The organism is Variovorax sp. ZS18.2.2, assembly GCF_024701975.1.
GTDB lineage: Bacteria > Pseudomonadota > Gammaproteobacteria > Burkholderiales > Burkholderiaceae_C > Variovorax.
Genome location: NZ_JANLNM010000008.1, coordinates 64,689 through 81,394, shown reverse-complemented (window position 1 = coordinate 81,394; position 16,706 = coordinate 64,689). Strand labels below are relative to the sequence as shown.

General features: G+C 65.2%; 20 protein-coding genes and 1 pseudogene. 16 read left to right on the top strand and 5 right to left on the bottom strand.

Annotated features, from left to right (window positions below; translation table 11 throughout):
* Window positions 1–220 precede the first annotated feature (220 nt).
* Together trmL and NU688_RS25875 are read right to left on the bottom strand one after the other, a co-directional pair.
* Window positions 221–682 carry a tRNA (uridine(34)/cytosine(34)/5-carboxymethylaminomethyluridine(34)-2'-O)-methyltransferase TrmL gene (gene trmL, locus NU688_RS25880; RefSeq protein WP_257863703.1) on the bottom strand — a complete coding sequence of 154 codons (462 nt, stop codon included), beginning with the start codon at window positions 680–682 and terminating at the stop codon, window positions 221–223.
* Window positions 683–713: 31 nt separating this feature from the next.
* The gene (locus NU688_RS25875; protein ID WP_257863702.1) at window positions 714–1,430 is read right to left on the bottom strand and encodes a ComF family protein; all 717 of its coding nucleotides are present in this window, start codon (window positions 1,428–1,430) and stop codon (window positions 714–716) included.
* Between the two features lie 23 nt (window positions 1,431–1,453).
* On the opposite strand from NU688_RS25875, the gene NU688_RS25870 reads away from it, so the two are divergent.
* From NU688_RS25870 to NU688_RS25835, 8 genes are all read left to right on the top strand, one after another.
* Window positions 1,454–2,368, top strand: coding sequence for a class I SAM-dependent methyltransferase (locus NU688_RS25870; protein ID WP_257863700.1), 915 nt, complete (start codon window positions 1,454–1,456; stop codon window positions 2,366–2,368).
* 190 nt (window positions 2,369–2,558) lie between these two features.
* Window positions 2,559–3,035 (top strand): DUF2244 domain-containing protein, encoded by a 477-nt coding sequence (locus NU688_RS25865; RefSeq protein ID WP_257863994.1) that lies wholly within the window; start codon window positions 2,559–2,561, stop codon window positions 3,033–3,035.
* A 62-nt stretch (window positions 3,036–3,097) separates the two neighbouring features.
* Window positions 3,098–4,276, top strand: coding sequence for a cytochrome c oxidase subunit II (gene coxB / locus NU688_RS25860; RefSeq protein WP_257863699.1), 1,179 nt, complete (start codon window positions 3,098–3,100; stop codon window positions 4,274–4,276).
* Between the two features lie 43 nt (window positions 4,277–4,319).
* Window positions 4,320–5,960, top strand: coding sequence for a cytochrome c oxidase subunit I (gene ctaD / locus NU688_RS25855; RefSeq protein WP_257863696.1), 1,641 nt, complete (start codon window positions 4,320–4,322; stop codon window positions 5,958–5,960).
* A 14-nt stretch (window positions 5,961–5,974) separates the two neighbouring features.
* Window positions 5,975–6,091 carry a cytochrome oxidase small assembly protein gene (locus NU688_RS25850; RefSeq protein ID WP_007836360.1) on the top strand — a complete coding sequence of 39 codons (117 nt, stop codon included), beginning with the start codon at window positions 5,975–5,977 and terminating at the stop codon, window positions 6,089–6,091.
* 30 nt (window positions 6,092–6,121) lie between these two features.
* On the top strand, window positions 6,122–6,748 hold the full coding sequence (locus NU688_RS25845; RefSeq protein WP_257863695.1) for a cytochrome c oxidase assembly protein: 627 nt from the start codon (window positions 6,122–6,124) through the stop codon (window positions 6,746–6,748).
* On the top strand, window positions 6,745–6,951 hold the full coding sequence (locus NU688_RS25840; protein WP_257863694.1) for a DUF2970 domain-containing protein: 207 nt from the start codon (window positions 6,745–6,747) through the stop codon (window positions 6,949–6,951). Before NU688_RS25845 ends, NU688_RS25840 begins: the two co-directional genes overlap by 4 nt.
* Before the next feature lie 63 nt (window positions 6,952–7,014).
* A complete protein-coding gene (locus NU688_RS25835) occupies window positions 7,015–7,896 on the top strand; it encodes a cytochrome c oxidase subunit 3 (RefSeq protein WP_257863693.1) in 882 nt (293 codons plus the stop codon).
* Window positions 7,897–7,973: 77 nt separating this feature from the next.
* On the opposite strand, the gene NU688_RS25830 is transcribed toward NU688_RS25835, so the two are convergent.
* Window positions 7,974–8,204: a twin transmembrane helix small protein gene (locus NU688_RS25830; RefSeq protein WP_013543416.1), complete on the bottom strand. Its 231-nt coding sequence runs from the start codon at window positions 8,202–8,204 to the stop codon at window positions 7,974–7,976.
* Between the two features lie 27 nt (window positions 8,205–8,231).
* On the opposite strand from NU688_RS25830, the gene NU688_RS25825 reads away from it, so the two are divergent.
* Genes NU688_RS25825 through NU688_RS25800 form a run of 6 tightly spaced genes read left to right on the top strand, consistent with a single transcriptional unit; the run spans window position 8,232 to window position 13,411 of the window.
* Window positions 8,232–9,071 carry an SURF1 family protein gene (locus tag NU688_RS25825; protein ID WP_257863692.1) on the top strand — a complete coding sequence of 280 codons (840 nt, stop codon included), beginning with the start codon at window positions 8,232–8,234 and terminating at the stop codon, window positions 9,069–9,071.
* Window positions 9,055–9,738: a hypothetical protein gene (locus NU688_RS25820; RefSeq protein ID WP_257863691.1), complete on the top strand. Its 684-nt coding sequence runs from the start codon at window positions 9,055–9,057 to the stop codon at window positions 9,736–9,738. The genes NU688_RS25825 and NU688_RS25820 overlap by 17 nt, the downstream gene beginning before the upstream one ends.
* 7 nt (window positions 9,739–9,745) lie before the next feature.
* Window positions 9,746–10,972, top strand: coding sequence for a heme A synthase (locus NU688_RS25815; RefSeq protein ID WP_257863690.1), 1,227 nt, complete (start codon window positions 9,746–9,748; stop codon window positions 10,970–10,972).
* Between the two features lie 55 nt (window positions 10,973–11,027).
* Window positions 11,028–11,933: a heme o synthase gene (gene cyoE, locus NU688_RS25810; protein ID WP_257863689.1), complete on the top strand. Its 906-nt coding sequence runs from the start codon at window positions 11,028–11,030 to the stop codon at window positions 11,931–11,933.
* 19 nt (window positions 11,934–11,952) lie between these two features.
* On the top strand, window positions 11,953–12,558 hold the full coding sequence (locus tag NU688_RS25805; RefSeq protein WP_257863688.1) for an SCO family protein: 606 nt from the start codon (window positions 11,953–11,955) through the stop codon (window positions 12,556–12,558).
* A 13-nt stretch (window positions 12,559–12,571) separates the two neighbouring features.
* Complete coding sequence (locus NU688_RS25800) at window positions 12,572–13,411, top strand: DNA alkylation repair protein (protein ID WP_257863687.1); 840 nt, start codon at window positions 12,572–12,574, stop codon at window positions 13,409–13,411.
* 43 nt (window positions 13,412–13,454) lie between these two features.
* Here NU688_RS25800 and rpoH read toward each other — a convergent pair whose 3' ends face one another.
* Window positions 13,455–14,396, bottom strand: coding sequence for an RNA polymerase sigma factor RpoH (gene rpoH, locus NU688_RS25795; RefSeq protein WP_042582807.1), 942 nt, complete (start codon window positions 14,394–14,396; stop codon window positions 13,455–13,457).
* Between the two features lie 292 nt (window positions 14,397–14,688).
* Between rpoH and NU688_RS25790 the strand changes: the two are divergent.
* Window positions 14,689–14,946, top strand: a pseudogene (locus NU688_RS25790) (helix-turn-helix domain-containing protein); the annotation flags it as partial.
* 135 nt (window positions 14,947–15,081) lie between these two features.
* Entirely contained in the window at window positions 15,082–15,447 is a 366-nt protein-coding gene (locus tag NU688_RS25785) for a DUF2513 domain-containing protein (RefSeq protein ID WP_257863686.1), read from the top strand.
* Between the two features lie 694 nt (window positions 15,448–16,141).
* Here the strand turns inward: NU688_RS25785 and NU688_RS25780 are convergent.
* Entirely contained in the window at window positions 16,142–16,606 is a 465-nt protein-coding gene (locus tag NU688_RS25780) for a DUF962 domain-containing protein (protein ID WP_257863685.1), read from the bottom strand.
* Window positions 16,607–16,706 lie beyond the last annotated feature (100 nt).

Sequence of the window (16,706 nt, the reverse complement as noted above, 5' to 3'; positions counted from 1 at the left end):
ATGCCGGAGCGGGATGCAGTGACTGCTGCTTTTCGCGCCGGCATGTCATCCATACGCTCTGCCGCACCGACCGGATGCGCCCTTGCCGCCCGAAGGGTCAGAAGGTGTGAAGAAACCGTAGCGAGCGGTTCGAGCTTGCACCGAGGACCGGAGCCGTACTCTGTACGGTGAGGACCGCAGGTGCGAGATCGGATCGCGCAGTAGGTTTATTCACACCTTCTCAGTTGAATCCGTTTTGCCGCCAGGCTTCGAACACCGTCACCGCCACCGCATTCGAGAGGTTCAGGCTGCGCTGCCCTTCGCGCATCGGCAGCCGAAGGCGCTGCGGCTCGGCGAAGCCGTCGCGCACCGCGAGCGGCAGGCCGCTGGTTTCGGAGCCGAACACCAGCCAGTCCCCCGGCTGGAAGCGCACGTCGTGCACGGCGCGCGTGCCGCGGGTAGTGAGGGCGAACATGCGGTCGGCGGCGGGGCTTTCCGCATCGATCAGCGCCTGCCAGTCGGCATGGCGCTTCACTTCGGCGTACTCGTGATAGTCGAGCCCGGCGCGGCGCAAGAGGCGGTCGTCCATCGAAAAGCCGAGCGGCTCGACCAGGTGCAGCGTGCAGCCCGTGTTGGCGGCGAGCCGGATCACGTTGCCGGTGTTCGGCGGAATTTCGGGGTGGACCAGGACGATATGGAACATGCGCCGATTGTCGACGGCGCGCGCGGGCCGGTCAGCGCGGTGGGTCGGTGCGGGCCAGCACGACCGCGGTGATGTGCGACGAGCCGGCCAGCCGGAGCGTTTCGGCCGCGGCGAACAGCGAGGCGCCGCTGGTCATCACGTCGTCGACCAGCACGATGCGTTTTCCCCGCACCTTGTCCGCGCGCAGCGGCTCCACGGCGAAGGCGCCGCGCAGGTTGCGCAGGCGCTCGGCGCGCGCGAGGCCGCTCTGCGCCGGGGTTTCGCGGGTGCGCAGCAGCAGCGTCGCGTCGGTCTTGGTCGGCGCCATGCGGCGCGCGAGTTCGAGCGACTGGTTGAAGCCGCGCTCGCGCAGCCGGCCGGGCGCGAGCGGCATCGGCAGCACGATGTCGCACTGCTCCAGCGCCGGCTCCACCCAGGGCGCGCTGCGCAGCAGGGTCGCGAACGGGCCGGCCCAGCCGGCGTCGCCGCGAAACTTGAAGCGGGCGATGGCGTCGGGCCAGGGCCATGCATAGGTGCAGGCCGCGAGGCAGGCGTCCAGCGGCGGCGGGTGCAGCACGCAGTCGCCGCAACGGGCCACGCCTTCAGGCACCGGTAGCGCACAGCCGCCGCAACGCATGGCCGGCGGGGCGAAGCGTGAGACGCAGGCGTCGCACACCGGTTGCGAAGGCCAGGCACGGCAGACCTCGCACTGGCTGGGCAGCCGCGCGAGCAGGGAGGTGAAAGGCCTCAGGGCCCGGTGGCTCAACATGGTCTCAATATACTCACGGCCCCATGGCCACCGACCCCGCAAGAAGACCGCCGACCATCGACCCCACGGCGGCCGCGCGCTGGCGTCGGCTCCCGCCCGCCGAGGGCTCGCCGTGGCTGCATGAAGAAATCGGCCGGCGCATGGAAGACCGGCTGCAGTGGATCAAGGCCCAACCCCGCACCTGGGCCGACTGGTCGCCGCTGCGAGGTGGCCTCGAGGCGCACGAACTCGTGGCACGCCGCTACCGCGACGCAGCCTCCTATGTGATCGAACCCGAACCGGCCCTGGCCGGCAGGACCGGCGAAGCGCTGGCCGCGCCCTGGTGGAGCGCGCGCCGCTGGCAGGGCGGCAAGGCCCGTTTCGATGCACCGCCCGAGGACGGCGTCGACCTGCTCTGGGCCAACATGTCGCTGCACATGGCGGCCGACCCCGAGGCGCTGATCTCGCAGTGGCACAAGCTGGTCGCGACCGACGGCTTCCTGATGTTCTCGTGCCTCGGCCCCGACACCGTGCGCGAGCTGCGCGCGCTGCATGCCCGTCTCCGCTGGCCCGCGGCCGGCCATGAATACACCGACATGCACGACTGGGGCGACATGCTGGTGCATGCCGGCTTCGCCGAGCCGGTGATGGACATGGAGCGCATCGTGCTGACCTGGGCCACGCCCGAGGCCGCGCTGGCCGAGCTGCGCACGCTCGGGCGCAACCTGCACCCAGGGCGTTTTCCGGCGCTGCGCGGCAAGGCCTGGCACAAGGCGCTGAAGGGCGCGCTGCCCGAACTGGCGCCGGCCGAGGGTGGCAACGGCCACATCGCGCTGACCTTCGAGGTCATCTACGGCCATGCCTTCAAGCCGACGCCGCGCGTGTCGCTGTCGGCCGAAAGCGCGGTGTCGTTGCGCGAGATGCGCTCGATGCTGCAACGAGGTCGGCCAGGCGCCTGATTGCCTAGTAGTAGTGACCCGTAGGCGTCCCACAGGGCCTGCGAGCGCCGGTATCTACCCGCTACAATCCGCCGTTGCGTGAAACTCGCGGGTATTGTCCCGCGATCGAGGGCCTGTCGGATCCCGTTTGTACGAGGGTGTACGAGGGGGTTTTGGCAACCATCGACGCACCGATTTGCTGAACTCGCCCGTGTCGAATTCCGTGTTTCGTTTTGCCACCGTTTCAGGCCAGAGCACTCACTGGTTCCTGAAGCGGAACTGCTCGGTGACCCCGAGCCAGCTGGGCTGGCTCTACGCGTCGCTGTGCGTGGTATCGCTCGGTATCGGTACGGTGTTCTGGCTGCACGGTGCGCCGCTGGTGCTGCCATTCGCCTGGCTCGAGCTGGCCGCGGTGGGTTTCGCATTCATGCTGTACGCGCGGCATGCGACCGATGGAGAACGGATCGCATTGCAGGGCGGACGGCTGGTCGTGGAGCTCGAGGACGGTGGGCACTACGAACGCACGGAATTTCTTCCGCACCAGGTGCGGATCGAACCGCAGACCAGCGATCGCTCGCTGATCGAGGTCTCGGGACAGGGTCGATCGGTCAGGGTAGGGCGCTATGTACGCCCGGAGTTGCGTGCAGCACTGGCGCGCGAGATTCGCATGGCGTTGCGTGGCGCTTGAAGCGGCTTGCGCAGCGCTGCACGGTTGGGTTTGTCGAAAAAAATTGAAGAAACGTGAACACGATGATGAGCATTTGGCGCAACAAGTACAGGCCGGCGAATCTGTTGCTGGCGGCCGGCGCGGCTTTCAGCAGCGCGGCGCACGCAGTCAACGATCTGCCCGGCGGCCCTTCGGTTCGCCAGTTGAATCTTCCGGTCGGTGTGACCAAGATCGCGCAGGAGCAGCATCTGCTCCACACGGTCATGATGATTCTGTGCACGGTCATCTTCGTCGCCGTGTTCGCGGTCATGTTCTATTCGATCTGGAAGCACCGCAAGTCGGTCGGTCACAAGGCGGCCAACTTCCATGAATCGGTGGTGGTCGAGGTCATCTGGACCATCGTGCCCTTCCTCATCGTGATCGTGATGGCGCTGCCCGCCACCAAGGTGCTGGTGGCCCAGAAGGACACCACCAACGCCGACCTCACGATCAAGACCACGGGCTACCAGTGGAAGTGGGGCTACGACTACCTGAACGGCGAAGGCGAGGGCCTGGCCTTCATCTCCACGCTCGACAGCTCGCAGCGCGCGATGTCCGATGCAGGCGCCAAGGGCGTGATGCCCGACGACTACCTGTTCAAGGTCGACAACCCGATGGTCGTGCCGGTCAACAAGAAGGTCCGCATCATCACCACCGCCAACGACGTGATCCACGCGTTCGCAGTGCCGCAGCTGGGCCTCAAGCAAGACGCGATTCCCGGCTTCGTGCGCGACACCTGGTTCCGCGCCGAGACCGTGGGCGACTACTACGGCCAGTGCCAGGAACTGTGCGGCAAGGAGCACGCCTACATGCCGATCCACGTGAAGGTGGTCTCGGCCGGTGACTACACGACCTGGGTTGCCACCAAGCGCAAGGAAGCCGCCGCCAAGCTCGACGACCCGACCAAGGTCTGGGCGCTGCCCGAGATGCTGGTGCGCGGCGAGAAGGTCTACGCCGCCAACTGCGCCGCCTGCCACCAGGCCAACGGCAAGGGTGCGGGCCCGATCAAGCCGCTCGACGGCTCGGCCAAGGTGGTTGCTGCCGAGCACAAGGTGCAGCTCGACGTGCTGCTCAACGGCCAGAACAATGGCGCGATGCCTTCCTGGAAGCAACTGAGCGATACCGACCTCGCGGCAGTGGCCACGTACACCAAGAACAGCTGGTCGAACAAGACGGGCCAGCTGGTGCAGCCGGCCGAAGTGCTGGCCCTGCGCGGCAAGTGATACGGCAGCGCCCCGCGAAGAAGAAATTGCAAGGAACAACGAAATGAGCGCAGTCCTCGACCCCCACGGTCACGCCCACGGCGACCACGCACACGACGGCCACGACGAGCATCACGGGGCGCCCACCGGCTGGCGTCGCTGGGTCTTCGCGACCAACCACAAGGACATCGGCACGCTCTACCTGCTGTTCAGCTTCACGATGCTGATGGTGGGCGGCATCCTGGCCCTCCTGATCCGCGCCGAGCTGTTCCAGCCCGGCCTGCAGCTGGTGAACCCCGAGCTCTTCAACCAGTTCACCACCATGCACGGCCTGATCATGGTGTTCGGCGCCATCATGCCGGCCTTCGTGGGCTTCGCGAACTGGATGATCCCGCTGCAGGTGGGCGCGTCCGACATGGCGTTCGCGCGCATGAACAACTTCAGCTTCTGGCTGCTGATTCCCGCGGCGCTGATGCTGGTGGGTTCGTTCTTCATGCCCGGCGGCGCACCGGCTGCGGGCTGGACGCTCTACGCGCCCCTCACGCTGCAGATGGGCCCCTCGATGGACGCCGGCATCTTCGCGATGCACATCATGGGCGCCTCGTCGATCATGGGCTCGATCAACATCATCGTCACCATCCTGAACATGCGCGCGCCCGGCATGACGCTGATGAAGATGCCGATGTTCTGCTGGACCTGGCTCATCACCGCCTACCTGCTGATCGCCGTGATGCCGGTGCTCGCCGGCGCCATCACGATGACGCTGACCGACCGCCACTTCGGCACCAGCTTCTTCAACCCCGCCGGCGGCGGCGACCCGGTGATGTACCAGCACATCTTCTGGTTCTTCGGCCACCCCGAGGTCTACATCATGATCTTGCCGGCCTTCGGCATCATCAGCCAGGTGGTGCCGGCCTTCGCCCGCAAGAAGCTCTTCGGCTACGCCTCGATGGTGTACGCCACCTCGTCGATCGCCATCCTGTCGTTCATCGTGTGGGCCCACCACATGTTCACGACCGGCATGCCGCTCACCGGCCAGCTGTTCTTCATGTACGCGACCATGCTGATCGCGGTGCCCACGGCCGTGAAGATCTTCAACTGGATCGCGACGATGTGGCAGGGCTCGATGACCTTCGAGACGCCCATGCTGTTCGCGGTCGGCTTCATCTTCGTGTTCACGATGGGCGGCTTCACCGGCCTGATCCTCGCGGTCGCGCCGATCGACACGCAGCTGCAGGACACCTACTACGTGGTGGCCCACTTCCACTACGTGCTGGTGGCCGGCTCGCTGTTCGCCATGTTCTCGGGCTTCTACTACTGGGTGCCCAAGTGGACCGGCGTGATGTACAACGAAACGCGCGGCAAGGTGCACTTCTGGTGGTCGCTGATCTCGTTCAACGTGACCTTCTTCCCGATGCACTTCCTGGGCCTCGCCGGCATGCCGCGACGCTATGCCGACTACCCGATGCAGTTCGCCGACTTCAACGCGCTGGCGTCGGTCGGTGCCTTCTTCTTCGGTTTCGCGCAGGTGTACTTCTTCCTCTTCATCGTGCTGCCGACCATGCGCGGCAAGGGCGAGAAGGCTTCGCAGAAGCCGTGGGAAGCGGCTGAAGGCCTCGAGTGGGAAGTGCCGTCGCCGGCGCCGTTCCACACCTTCGAGAACCCGCCCAAGCTCGACGCGACCGCCACCAAGGTGATCGGTTGACCGACCGCACGACGATGACGACGCCCGAGCAAAGAAAGAACAACCGTCGCATGGGGCTCACGTTGGCCTCCATCGCGGTGATCTTCTTCATCGGCTTCATCGTGCGCATGGTCTTCTTCAGCGGTCGCTGACCGCTGGCCAACCGAACCGGAGCAGCACCCATGAGTCTCGGCCAACGCATCCGCCGCGCCAATGTCCGCATGGTCGGCAAGCTCGTGGTCGTGACCTGCGGCATGTTCGCCTTCGGCTATGCGCTGGTGCCGATGTACCGCGCGATCTGCGAGATGACCGGCATCAACATCCTCGCGCTCTCCGAGCTCGAGGTGCCGGGCGGTGCGAGCGGCGGCAAGAACGTGCGCGTGCCCGACAACACGCAGGTCGACATGAGCCGCACCATCACGGTCGAGTTCGACTCCAACGTGCGCGGCGGCCTCTGGGACTTCAAGCCCGCCGAGCGGACCATCGAGGTGCACCCGGGCCAGCTCAACACGGTGATCTACGAATTCCAGAACGTGCAGAACCGCCGCATGGCCGCGCAGGCCATTCCGAGCTACGCGCCGCAGCAGGCGGCGCCGTATTTCAACAAGCTCGAGTGCTTCTGCTTCAACCAGTACACGCTCGATCCGGGCGAGAAGAAGCAGTGGCCGGTCGCGTTCGTGATCGACCCGAAGATCTCCAAGGATGTGAAGACCATCACGCTGTCGTACACCTTCTTCGAGGTGGGCGGCAGGACGCCGCCGGCACCGGTGGCCGCTGTTTCGAACACTGCCAATGAGCCGCGCTCGTGACTTCGTCAGGCAAGAAGGCCACGCTGTGGGACACCGTCAAGGCGGTCGGCTGGTCGTTCTTCGGCGTTCGCAAGAACAGCGCCTACCAGGAAGACCTGGGCAAGCTGAATCCGTTGCACATCATTGCGGTGGCGTTCGTCGCAGTGATCGTTTTCGTCGTCGGGCTGGTGCTGCTGGTGCGGCATGTGGTTGCCACGGCCTGATGACGAAACCCACGATAACCAGAATCGATTGAATCGAGAGAAGAAAGAAAGCCAGGAGCTGATATGAGTTCAACCACCCACGGCACCACGCCCTATTACTTCGTGCCCGGACCATCGGCCTACCCGGTCATGGCCGCGACCGGCCTGTTCTTCGTGATCCTCGGTGCAGCGCAATGGATCAACGGCCACGAGTGGGGCGCCTGGTCGCTGCTGGCCGGCATGCTCGGCTGGCTAGGCACGCTCTTCGTGTGGTTCCGCACCGCCATCGGCGAAAGCGAAGGCGGCCAGTACGGCCACAAGGTCGACCTCTCGTTCCGCTGGAGCATGAGCTGGTTCATCTTCTCCGAAGTGATGTTCTTCGGCGCCTTCTTCACCGCGCTGTGGTGGGCCCGCACCCACTCGCTGCCGGCGCTCGGCAGCCTGGACAACGCGATCCTCTGGCCCGACTTCAAGGCCGTGTGGCCCAGCGTGGCCGCCGGTGCGACCGCTTCGCCGGCCGACATCGTCGAGCCGTTCCAGACCGTGGGCCCGTTCTGGCTGCCCACCATCAACACCGCGCTCTTGCTCAGCTCTGGCGTGACGCTCACCATCGCCCACCACGCGCTGCGTGCCGGCCATCGTGCGCAGACCATCCGCTTCATGTGGCTCACCGTGCTGCTGGGCATCATCTTCCTGGGCGTGCAGGGCTACGAGTACCACCACCTGTACACCGAACTGAACCTGAAGCTCAGCTCGGGCACCTACGGCTCGACCTTCTTCATGCTGACCGGCTTCCACGGCCTGCACGTGTTCATCGGCATGCTGATGCTGCTGTTCATCACGCTGCGGCTGCAGAAGGGCCACTTCACGCCCGAGCGTCACTTCGGCTTCGAAGGCGCGGCCTGGTACTGGCACTTCGTGGACGTGGTGTGGCTGGGTCTCTACATGCTGGTCTATTGGCTTTGAGCGAAGAGCCTCGCGTCACTCCAGAAAAAAGGCGCCGCAAGGCGCCTTTTTCATGGTTCTCGTGGAACGAGCACCATCTACTTGCCGAGCGGGAGTCCGGTGGGCTGGATGTAGCCGAGTTTCCAGGCGAGCAGCATGCAGAGGAACAAAAACACCGACAGGCCGATCCGAAAGGTGAGCGCGCGCGCCATGCCGCCGCTCTTGGCGCGCCCATTGCGCCCGTCCTTCAACATGAAGTACAGCGCAAATCCGAGGCTCGCGAAGATGCCCAGGAACACCAGGGCGACGAAATATTTCATGACCCGCATTATCGGCCGCACGCCCCGCCCTCTCCAGTGATCCCCGAACCCCTGAACAGCGAAGCACCACACCGCCCCGGCCGCTTCTGGCTCCTCACCATTGCGGCCATCCTGACGGTGGCCGCCACCGTCTCGCTGGGCCGCTGGCAACTGTCGCGCGCCGCGCAGAAAGAAGCGCTGCAGGCCAGCATCGATGCCGAAAGGCAGAAGCCCGCGCTCGACCAGGCCGAGTTCCTCGCGCTTGCGCAAGCGAGCGATTCGCTGCACCGGCCGGTGCGCCTGCGCGGCCTCTGGCTCACGCCGCAGACGGTCTACCTCGACAACCGCCAGATGCACGGCGTGCCCGGCTTCTACGTGCTGACGCCCTTCGCCCTCGAAGGCACCGAGCAGGCAGTGATGATCCAGCGCGGCTGGGTGCAGCGCAATTTCGTCGACCGCACGAAGCTAGGGGCGGTCGAGACGCCGCCCGGCATCGTCGAGGTCACGGGCCTGATCGAGCCGCCGCCGAGCCACCTGCTCGAGCTGGGCACGCCGGCCGCCGCCGCTTCGGCGCCCGCTCCAGCGGCCTCTGCGCCTCTGCAGGCACCGGCCGCCGAGGGGTCTTCGTCCATCCGGCAAAATCTCGACCTGGAGGCGTTCCGTGCCGAGACCAAGTTGCCGCTGCGAACCGATGTGTCGCTGCAGCAGACCGGGCCGGCCTCCGAGGGCCTGCAGCGCGACTGGCCGGCCCCGGCGCTGGGCTTGGAGAGGCACTACGGTTACGCATTCCAGTGGTTCGGCCTCTCGGCCCTCGTCGTCATCCTCTATGTCTGGTTCCAATTCATCACCCCCTTCCGCCGCTCGCGGCGCCGCGCACGCGATGAACGCCGCCTCTGACGAACCGCTCGGCCTGACGGTGCACTCGATGCCGTCGCCGAACCAGGCGCTCGACGGCGCCGAGGGCAGGCGCACGGTCGTCGGTCGCTGGAAGATGATCGCGGTGCTGCTGATGTGCGCCGCGCCGGTCATCGCGTCGTACTTCACCTACTACGTGATTCGCCCCGAAGGCCGGAGCGTCTACGGCGAGCTGATCAACCCGCAGCGCGAACTGCCCAGACTGACCGCCACCGACCGCAACGGCGCACCCGTCGACGTCGCCACGCTCAAGGGCCAGTGGCTCCTGGTTGCGGTGGCCGATGCGGCCTGCGACGCGCTGTGCGAGCAGCAGCTCTACCTGCAACGGCAACTGCGCGAGAGCCTCGGCCGCGAGAAGGACCGCATGGACCGCGTCTGGCTCGTGAGCGACGCTGCGCCCATCCCCGAGCGCCTGAACAACGGCCTGCATGGCGCGACGGTGCTGCGCGTGCCAGCCGACCAGTTGGCCCAATGGCTTGCCCCTGTTTCGGGTCACTCCCTTGCCGAGCACCTCTTCGTTGTCGACCCGATGGGCAACTGGATGATGCGTTTCCCGGCGCGCATGGACGCCGCGGGCGCGAGCCGCGCCAAGCGCGACGTCGATCGCCTGCTGCGCGCTTCGTCCTCGTGGGACGAACCCGGCCGCTGACCTGCCCATGACGGACACGAGCTCCCTGTACGACCTCGCACCGATCGCCTGGCTGATGGCGGCCGGCGTGCTGATCGCGCTCGGGCCGCTCATCTGGGTGTGGCGCCGCAACGCGGGGCACGGCCCGGCGCGACGGCTGCATGCGTTGACGGTGCTCACGCTGTTCCTCACCTTCGACCTCACGCTGTTCGGCGCCTTCACGCGCCTGACCGATTCGGGCCTCGGCTGCCCCGACTGGCCCGGCTGCTACGGCAACGCCAGCCCGGTCGGCGCGCGGCACGAGATCGCGATGGCGCAGTCGGCCCAGCCGACCGGGCCGGTGACGCACAGCAAGGCGTGGGTGGAGATGGTCCATCGCTATCTGGCGACCGGCGTGGGCGTGCTGATTCTCACGCTCGCCGGTGCGACCTGGATCGTGCGGCGGCGGCAATCGCGCAAGCCCGCAGCGCTGGCGGAAGGCGACCACGCCACGCTCAGCGCATGGTGGCCCGCAGCAACGCTGGTCTGGGTGTGCCTGCAGGGCGCTTTCGGCGCGATGACGGTCACCTGGAAACTCTTCCCCGCGATCGTCACCATGCACCTGCTCGGCGCCATCGTGCTGCTCGCGCTGCTGTGCATCCAGGCGGTTCGCTACCGGCAGGTTGCCGCAGACCGCTTGCCGACCCCGGTGTCGCCGGCCCTGCGCAACGGGCTGATCGCGACCACCGTATTGCTCGTGCTGCAGATCGCGCTCGGCGGTTGGGTCAGCACCAACTACGCGGTGCTCGCCTGCACCCAGTTCCCGACCTGCCAGGGCAGCTGGTGGCCGCCGATGAATTTCGCGCAAGGCTTCGAGATCTGGCGCCACCTCGGCGTGACCGGCGACGGCCAGCCGCTCGATTTCTCGGCGCTCACCGCCATCCACTACGCGCACCGGTTGATGGCCTACGCGGTCTTCGTCGCGCTGGGCGTGCTCGCCTGGCGCCTGCGCCGCATCGACACGCTGCGCCCGCAGGCCCATTGGCTGGCCGGCCTGGCGTTGCTCCAGCTCGCCACCGGCCTCGGCAACGTGCTTCTCGGCTGGCCACTGGCCGCCGCCGTGCTCCACACAGGCGGCGCCGCGGCGCTCGCGGTGGTGCTGACCTGGGCGCTGTGCGAAAGCCGCCGTGAAGCCGCCGCGACCGCCACGGTGCGCGCCGACGACAATGCACGCGGTACCTCCACGACCCCCACCTCGAAGAAAGCACCCGCGTGAGCCGCCGGGCCGTTCCCAAGGCGAACACCGCAGCGCGCAGCGCGAAGGTTTTTTAATGAACACCCCGATCCCCGTTCAGCACACCAGCACCGCGAACGTGCTGCGCCAGTTCTACGCGCTGACCAAGCCGCGTGTGGTGCAGCTGATCGTGTTCTGCGCGCTGATCGGCATGGTGCTGGCCGTGCCCGGGCTGCCCTCGTGGTTCGACGTGCAGCGCGCCGTGCTGGCCTGCATCGGCATCTGGCTGGTGGCCGGCGCGGCGGCCGCGTTCAACTGCCTGGTCGAGAAGGGCATCGACGCCAAGATGAAGCGCACCGCCTGGCGTCCCACGGCGCGCGGGCAGCTCAGCGACCTGCAGGCGCTGGTGTTCTCCGCGCTGCTGTGCGCGGCCGGGTCGGCGCTGCTGTGGTTCACCGTCAACCCGCTCACCATGTGGCTGACCTTCGCCACCTTCGTCGGCTATGCGGTGGTCTACACCGTCATCCTCAAGCCGCTGACGCCGCAGAACATCGTGATCGGCGGCGCGTCAGGCGCGATGCCGCCGGTGCTGGGCTGGGCCGCGATGACGGGCGACGTGGGTCCCGAGGCGCTGATCCTCTTTCTCATCATCTTCTTGTGGACGCCGCCGCACTTCTGGGCGCTTGCGCTCTACCGCGTCGAGGACTACCGCAAGGCGGGCCTGCCGATGCTGCCGGTCACGCACGGGAACGAGTTCACGCGGCTGCAGGTGCTGCTTTACACCTTCATTCTTTTCGCGGCCTGCCTGATGCCCTTCATCTACGGCATGAGCGGCTGGCTGTACCTCGCGGTCGCCGTGGCCGTGAGCATCGGTTTCACGGGCTATGCGTTCGCGCTCTGGCGCAACTACTCCGACACGCTCGCGCGCAAGACCTTCCGCTTTTCGCTGATCCACCTGAGCGTGCTGTTCCTGGCGCTGCTCGTCGATCACTACCTCCATTGAATCGAACACCACCCGTCCCATGAACAAGCGCAACGCTCTCCAACTGATCGCCGGCAGCATGGCCGTGGCGGCTCTGGGCGTGGGGCTCGCGGCCTGCAGCGAGACGAAGCAGAGCTTCAATGCCGTCGACATCACCGGCGCCGACTACGCCAAGGACTTCTCGCTGAAGGACGCCGACGGCAAGGTCCGCACCATGGTCGACTTCAAGGGCAAGGCGGTCGTGCTGTTCTTCGGCTATGCGCAGTGCCCCGACGTTTGCCCGACCACGATGACCGAGATGGCGCAGGTCAAGCAGCAACTGGGCAAGGACGGCGACAAGCTGCAGGTGCTGTTCGTCACCGTCGATCCGGCGCGCGACACGCCCGAGGTGATGAAGGCCTACATGGGCGCGTTCGATCCGAACTTCGTGGCGTTGATCCCGACGCTCGACGAGCTCACCGCGACCGCCAAGGACTTCAAGGTCTACTACAAGAAGGTCGACGGCAAGACGCCCACCAGCTATTCGATGGACCACTCGGCCGCGAGCTTCATCTACGACCCGCAGGGCCGGCTGCGGCTCTATGCGCGCTACGGCGCGGGTGTGCCGTCGATGGTGTCGGACCTGAAGACGCTGCTCGGTTCCTGAGGAGGGCCGGCCGATGGATGCTGCTGTCGTTGTTGCGTCGGTCGATCACCTGAAGACGCGCAAGGGCGCCTTCCGCATCGCGCTCATTCCGCCCGAGGTGCTGCGCGCCCTTAACGACGGGCTGCTCGAAACCGTCAACCTCAACGAATTCATGGCGCTCGAGCTGCCGCAACTGGCGCGCAGCGTGGCGGGCCATGTCGGGCTCGATGCGGCGAGCGAGCGGCTGGTCGACACCATCACCATGCTCGGCGCCTTCAAGCCGATGCAGCGGCACACCCACATCGCCCGCGCGCTCTACGACCTGACGGCGCTGCACGCCGAGCGCGATGCCGTCGCGCACCGGCTGGCCACGCACGTGAGCGACGTGGCACGCTGCTGGGCGGCGCAGTGGGTCACGCTCTCCGGACTGCCTCTGCCGGCGCAACTGGAGGCGGTGCGTCGCTTCGCTGCCGACTCGCATTTCGGCGTGCGCGAGATCGCCTGGATGGCGGTGCGCGACGCGGTCATCGCCTCGCTGGACGAAGCGCTCGCGCTGCTGCAGCCATGGGTGTTCGATGCCGACCCGAACATCCGCCGCTTCGCCAGCGAGCTCACGCGCCCGCGCGGCGTGTGGTGCGCGCAGATCGAGGCGCTCAAGGCGGAACCCTGGCGTGCATTGCCGCTGATCGAGCCGCTGCGGGCGGACAGCAGCCGCTATGTGCAGAACTCGGTCGCGAACTGGCTCAACGATGCGAGCAAGACGCAAGGGGAATGGGTCGAGCAACTGTGCAAGCGCTGGGTCGCCGAATCGGGCACCGACGCGACGCGCTACATCGCGAAGCGGGCCTTGCGGACGCTCTCCAAAGGCCCATGAAAAAAGCCCGGCACTGCCGGGCTTTTTGCTGGAAGAGGGCGGCTTACGCGTAGTCCGCCAGTGCCTTCTTCATCTTCTTCATCGCAGCGACTTCGATCTGGCGAATACGCTCGGCGCTCACACCGTACACCGCGGCCAGATCGTGCAGCGTCATGCCACCCGAGCCGTCGTCGTTGACCTTGAGCCAGCGCTCTTCGACGATGCGGCGGCTGCGGTCGTCCAGCGCTTCGAGCGCAGTCGCGATGCCGTCGCTCGACAGGCGATCGCGCTGCTGCGATTCGAGCAGGGCGGTCGGTTCCTGCGTGGCATCGGCCAGGTAGGCGATCGGGCCGAAGGCTTCGTCGCCGTCATCGGACGGACCCGGATCGAGCAGCACGTCGCCGCCCGACAGGCGGGTTTCCATCTCGAGCACTTCCTCGGGCTTGACGTTGAGCCGGGTCGCCATTTGCGACACCTCGTCGGGGCTCAGCGTTTCGCGGTGCGTGCCGTTGTCGGACGCGGCCGAGTCGGCCTTGAAGCCCTGCTTCATCGAGCGCAGATTGAAGAACAGCTTGCGCTGGGCCTTGGTCGTCGCGACCTTGACCATGCGCCAGTTCTTCAGGATGTACTCGTGGATCTCGGCCTTGATCCAGTGCATGGCGTAGCTCACCAGCCGCACACCTTGATCGGGGTCGAAGCGCTTCACGGCCTTCATCAGGCCGACATTGCCTTCCTGGATCAGGTCGCCGTGCGGCAGCCCGTAGCCCAGGTACTGGCGGGAGATGGAAACCACGAGGCGCAGGTGCGACAGGATCAGCGCACCGGCGGCGTCGAGGTCGTTCTGGTCGCGCAACTTGCGTGCGAAGCCCTGCTCTTCTTCGAGCGTGAGCAGCGGCAGGCGGTTGGCGGCCGAAATGTAGGCATCCAGGTTGCCCAGCGGGGGGACCATCGACCATGGATTGGCGACGGCCAGCTGGTTGGCAGAGACTCCAGACAGCGTTGTCATCAGGGGAAACTCCTTTGTGTTGGCCATATTAGCACTCGGTTAGAGGGAGTGCTAAGCCAAGGGTTCCCCTGAGTTCCTATCGTTTTGATAGCCAAAGGCTACTGTCGGTTTTCACTGAGTTTGGAACTTTTTTCACTGGGAATGGAACCCGGATTCTTTTGAAATCAACAGCTTAGGGGCACTTTTTGTTGATTGCCGCCGAAAATTGACCCTCTAAACGCAGTAATTTCCGTCTAAGACTGACCCACGTAAAACTCTACCCTGCTCATTTTTAAAGCAGGGGATCCTAGGAGTGATAGACGTGGCGACATTGAGTGTCATCAGACGTTGGGCCCTGCGCGAGCAGATGTCCATCCGCGAGATAGCCAGGCGTACAGGCCTGTCTCGCAACACCGTAAAGAAGTACCTGCGAGCGGGCGAAGAAATGCCGCGCTACGCCAAGCGGGAGAGCTCAAGCAAGCTCGATCCCTATGCCGAGAAACTCGCGACCTGGCTCGCGATCGAGGCAACCAAATCGCGGAAACAGCGGCGCAATCTGCGGCAGATCCACACAAAGGAGAACACCAAGCACTTATCCACACCGTGAAGCCTTCAGGCTCACAAATCGGGTGGGTCAGTATTCGATGGAAATCTAGGATCAGAGATCAGCGGAATTCAACACTTTGTCGCCCGTTGGAGATTAATGATGAAAAGAGACTGGGACGTTATTCGCTCGGTGCTTGAAGAGATTGAGGGTCTGGGTGAGCAAAATTTCCAGGCCGCCCAATACAGCGTGCATCGGGGCATGGCCGTCGACGGAGAAACCCGCGTGCGCCACATCCTGTTGCTGCGCGATGCGGGCTACATCAAAGGCGTAAAGGCCGACACGCTGGAGGGGGCGGGGATCATCTCCCCGGAGCTGACCATGAAGGGTCACGACCTGCTGGACACGCTGCGCAGTGCGACTGTCTGGGAGCGCACCAAGAAGATCGCCAAGGAAAAGGGTGTCGAGTTGACGTTCGATACCGTGAAGGCTCTTGCGAAGGTAGCGTTCGACCAAGTCATGGCCTAGCGCTGAGACCATCAATTGCACAGGCTGCATTCAAGGTCGGCCGGGAACTCGCCGGCCTTTTTTGCGGTTTCGGTGGAACTGGGTTTGGACGGCGCCCGCCCTCGTCCGCTACGGTTAGACCTGCAAGTGCAGGTACCGCTCGAAAGCGCGGTCACGCGATGTGTAGGTGGAACTGACCAGAGCCAGAGATCAGAGGAATTCAACACGAAGCGTGCCATGCGTTCTGAGGTGCGCCAGCACGAGGCCGCTAGCCCCGCCTAGGGGCGTCGTGTTGTCTTGCGTTCGATCGAGTAGCGCCAACCAGGCAAAGCCTGCGCTAGGCCGGAAACCTGCGCCGGAGGCAGCTCTAGCAGCATGGAGCCAGCCAGAGATTTCACGACGACCGCGCCATGTGAGCGCGCAGCCCTCTTCGCCGCGTTCAGGACCCTGGTGTCTTGAGCGTTGTTGTTGAAGAAAACGTAGCGACCCATGGGGCAAATTATCGGGCTTAGCCCTCTATTTGCGTACCCAGAGATTGGCGCTAACCTACCGGGCAAAGCAGAGTTGACGCTGGTGGAAAATTCCAAACTTAGTGGTGCAAATCGCAAAGAATTCCATCATTAGTGAAACACGAGTTCCAATCCCAATGAGTGGTTGCGGCATATGCCGTTGATTCCAAAGGGATAGCAGTTCCGCGATCAATGGAAACCGACAGCTACCAGCGGACCCCCAACTTCAGGAACAGCTTCGACAAAACGAACAGCGGGCCGACCCAGAGATATTGGATGTCTTCGAAGAACGAAGGTTTCTTGCCCTCGATCTTGTGGCCCACGAACTGGAATATCCACGCCACAACAAAGATGGCGGCTGAAATCGGCAAAACAAGCCCGCCCAAGGCATGCACTGCCACCAGAGCCAGCGCGGTGAGCGCGAGCATCGTCAGCAAAAAGGCCGGTGCGCGCAGCAGCGCGTAATAGACGAGGCTCGCAGCGACGAAAACGTAGGCCACCCACGGATGGATCGCGAAGAGCAGGCCCACGATGCTCAGCATGATGGCCGGGATGGCGATGTAGTGGATCAGCTCGTTGGTCGGATTGCGGTGGCTTTCCTCGTAGTGCGCGAGCAGCCGGTCGACCTTGCGATCGCTCGATGCCAGCGGGGCGGCAGCGGTGTGCATCATGGTGAGTCTCCAAAAGCGCCGTTCGGTGCGGCGAGACTTCAATGGTGCCCACGGCCGTCGGCAATGGCAAGAGCAGCGGATGCTACTGAAAAAGTAGCAA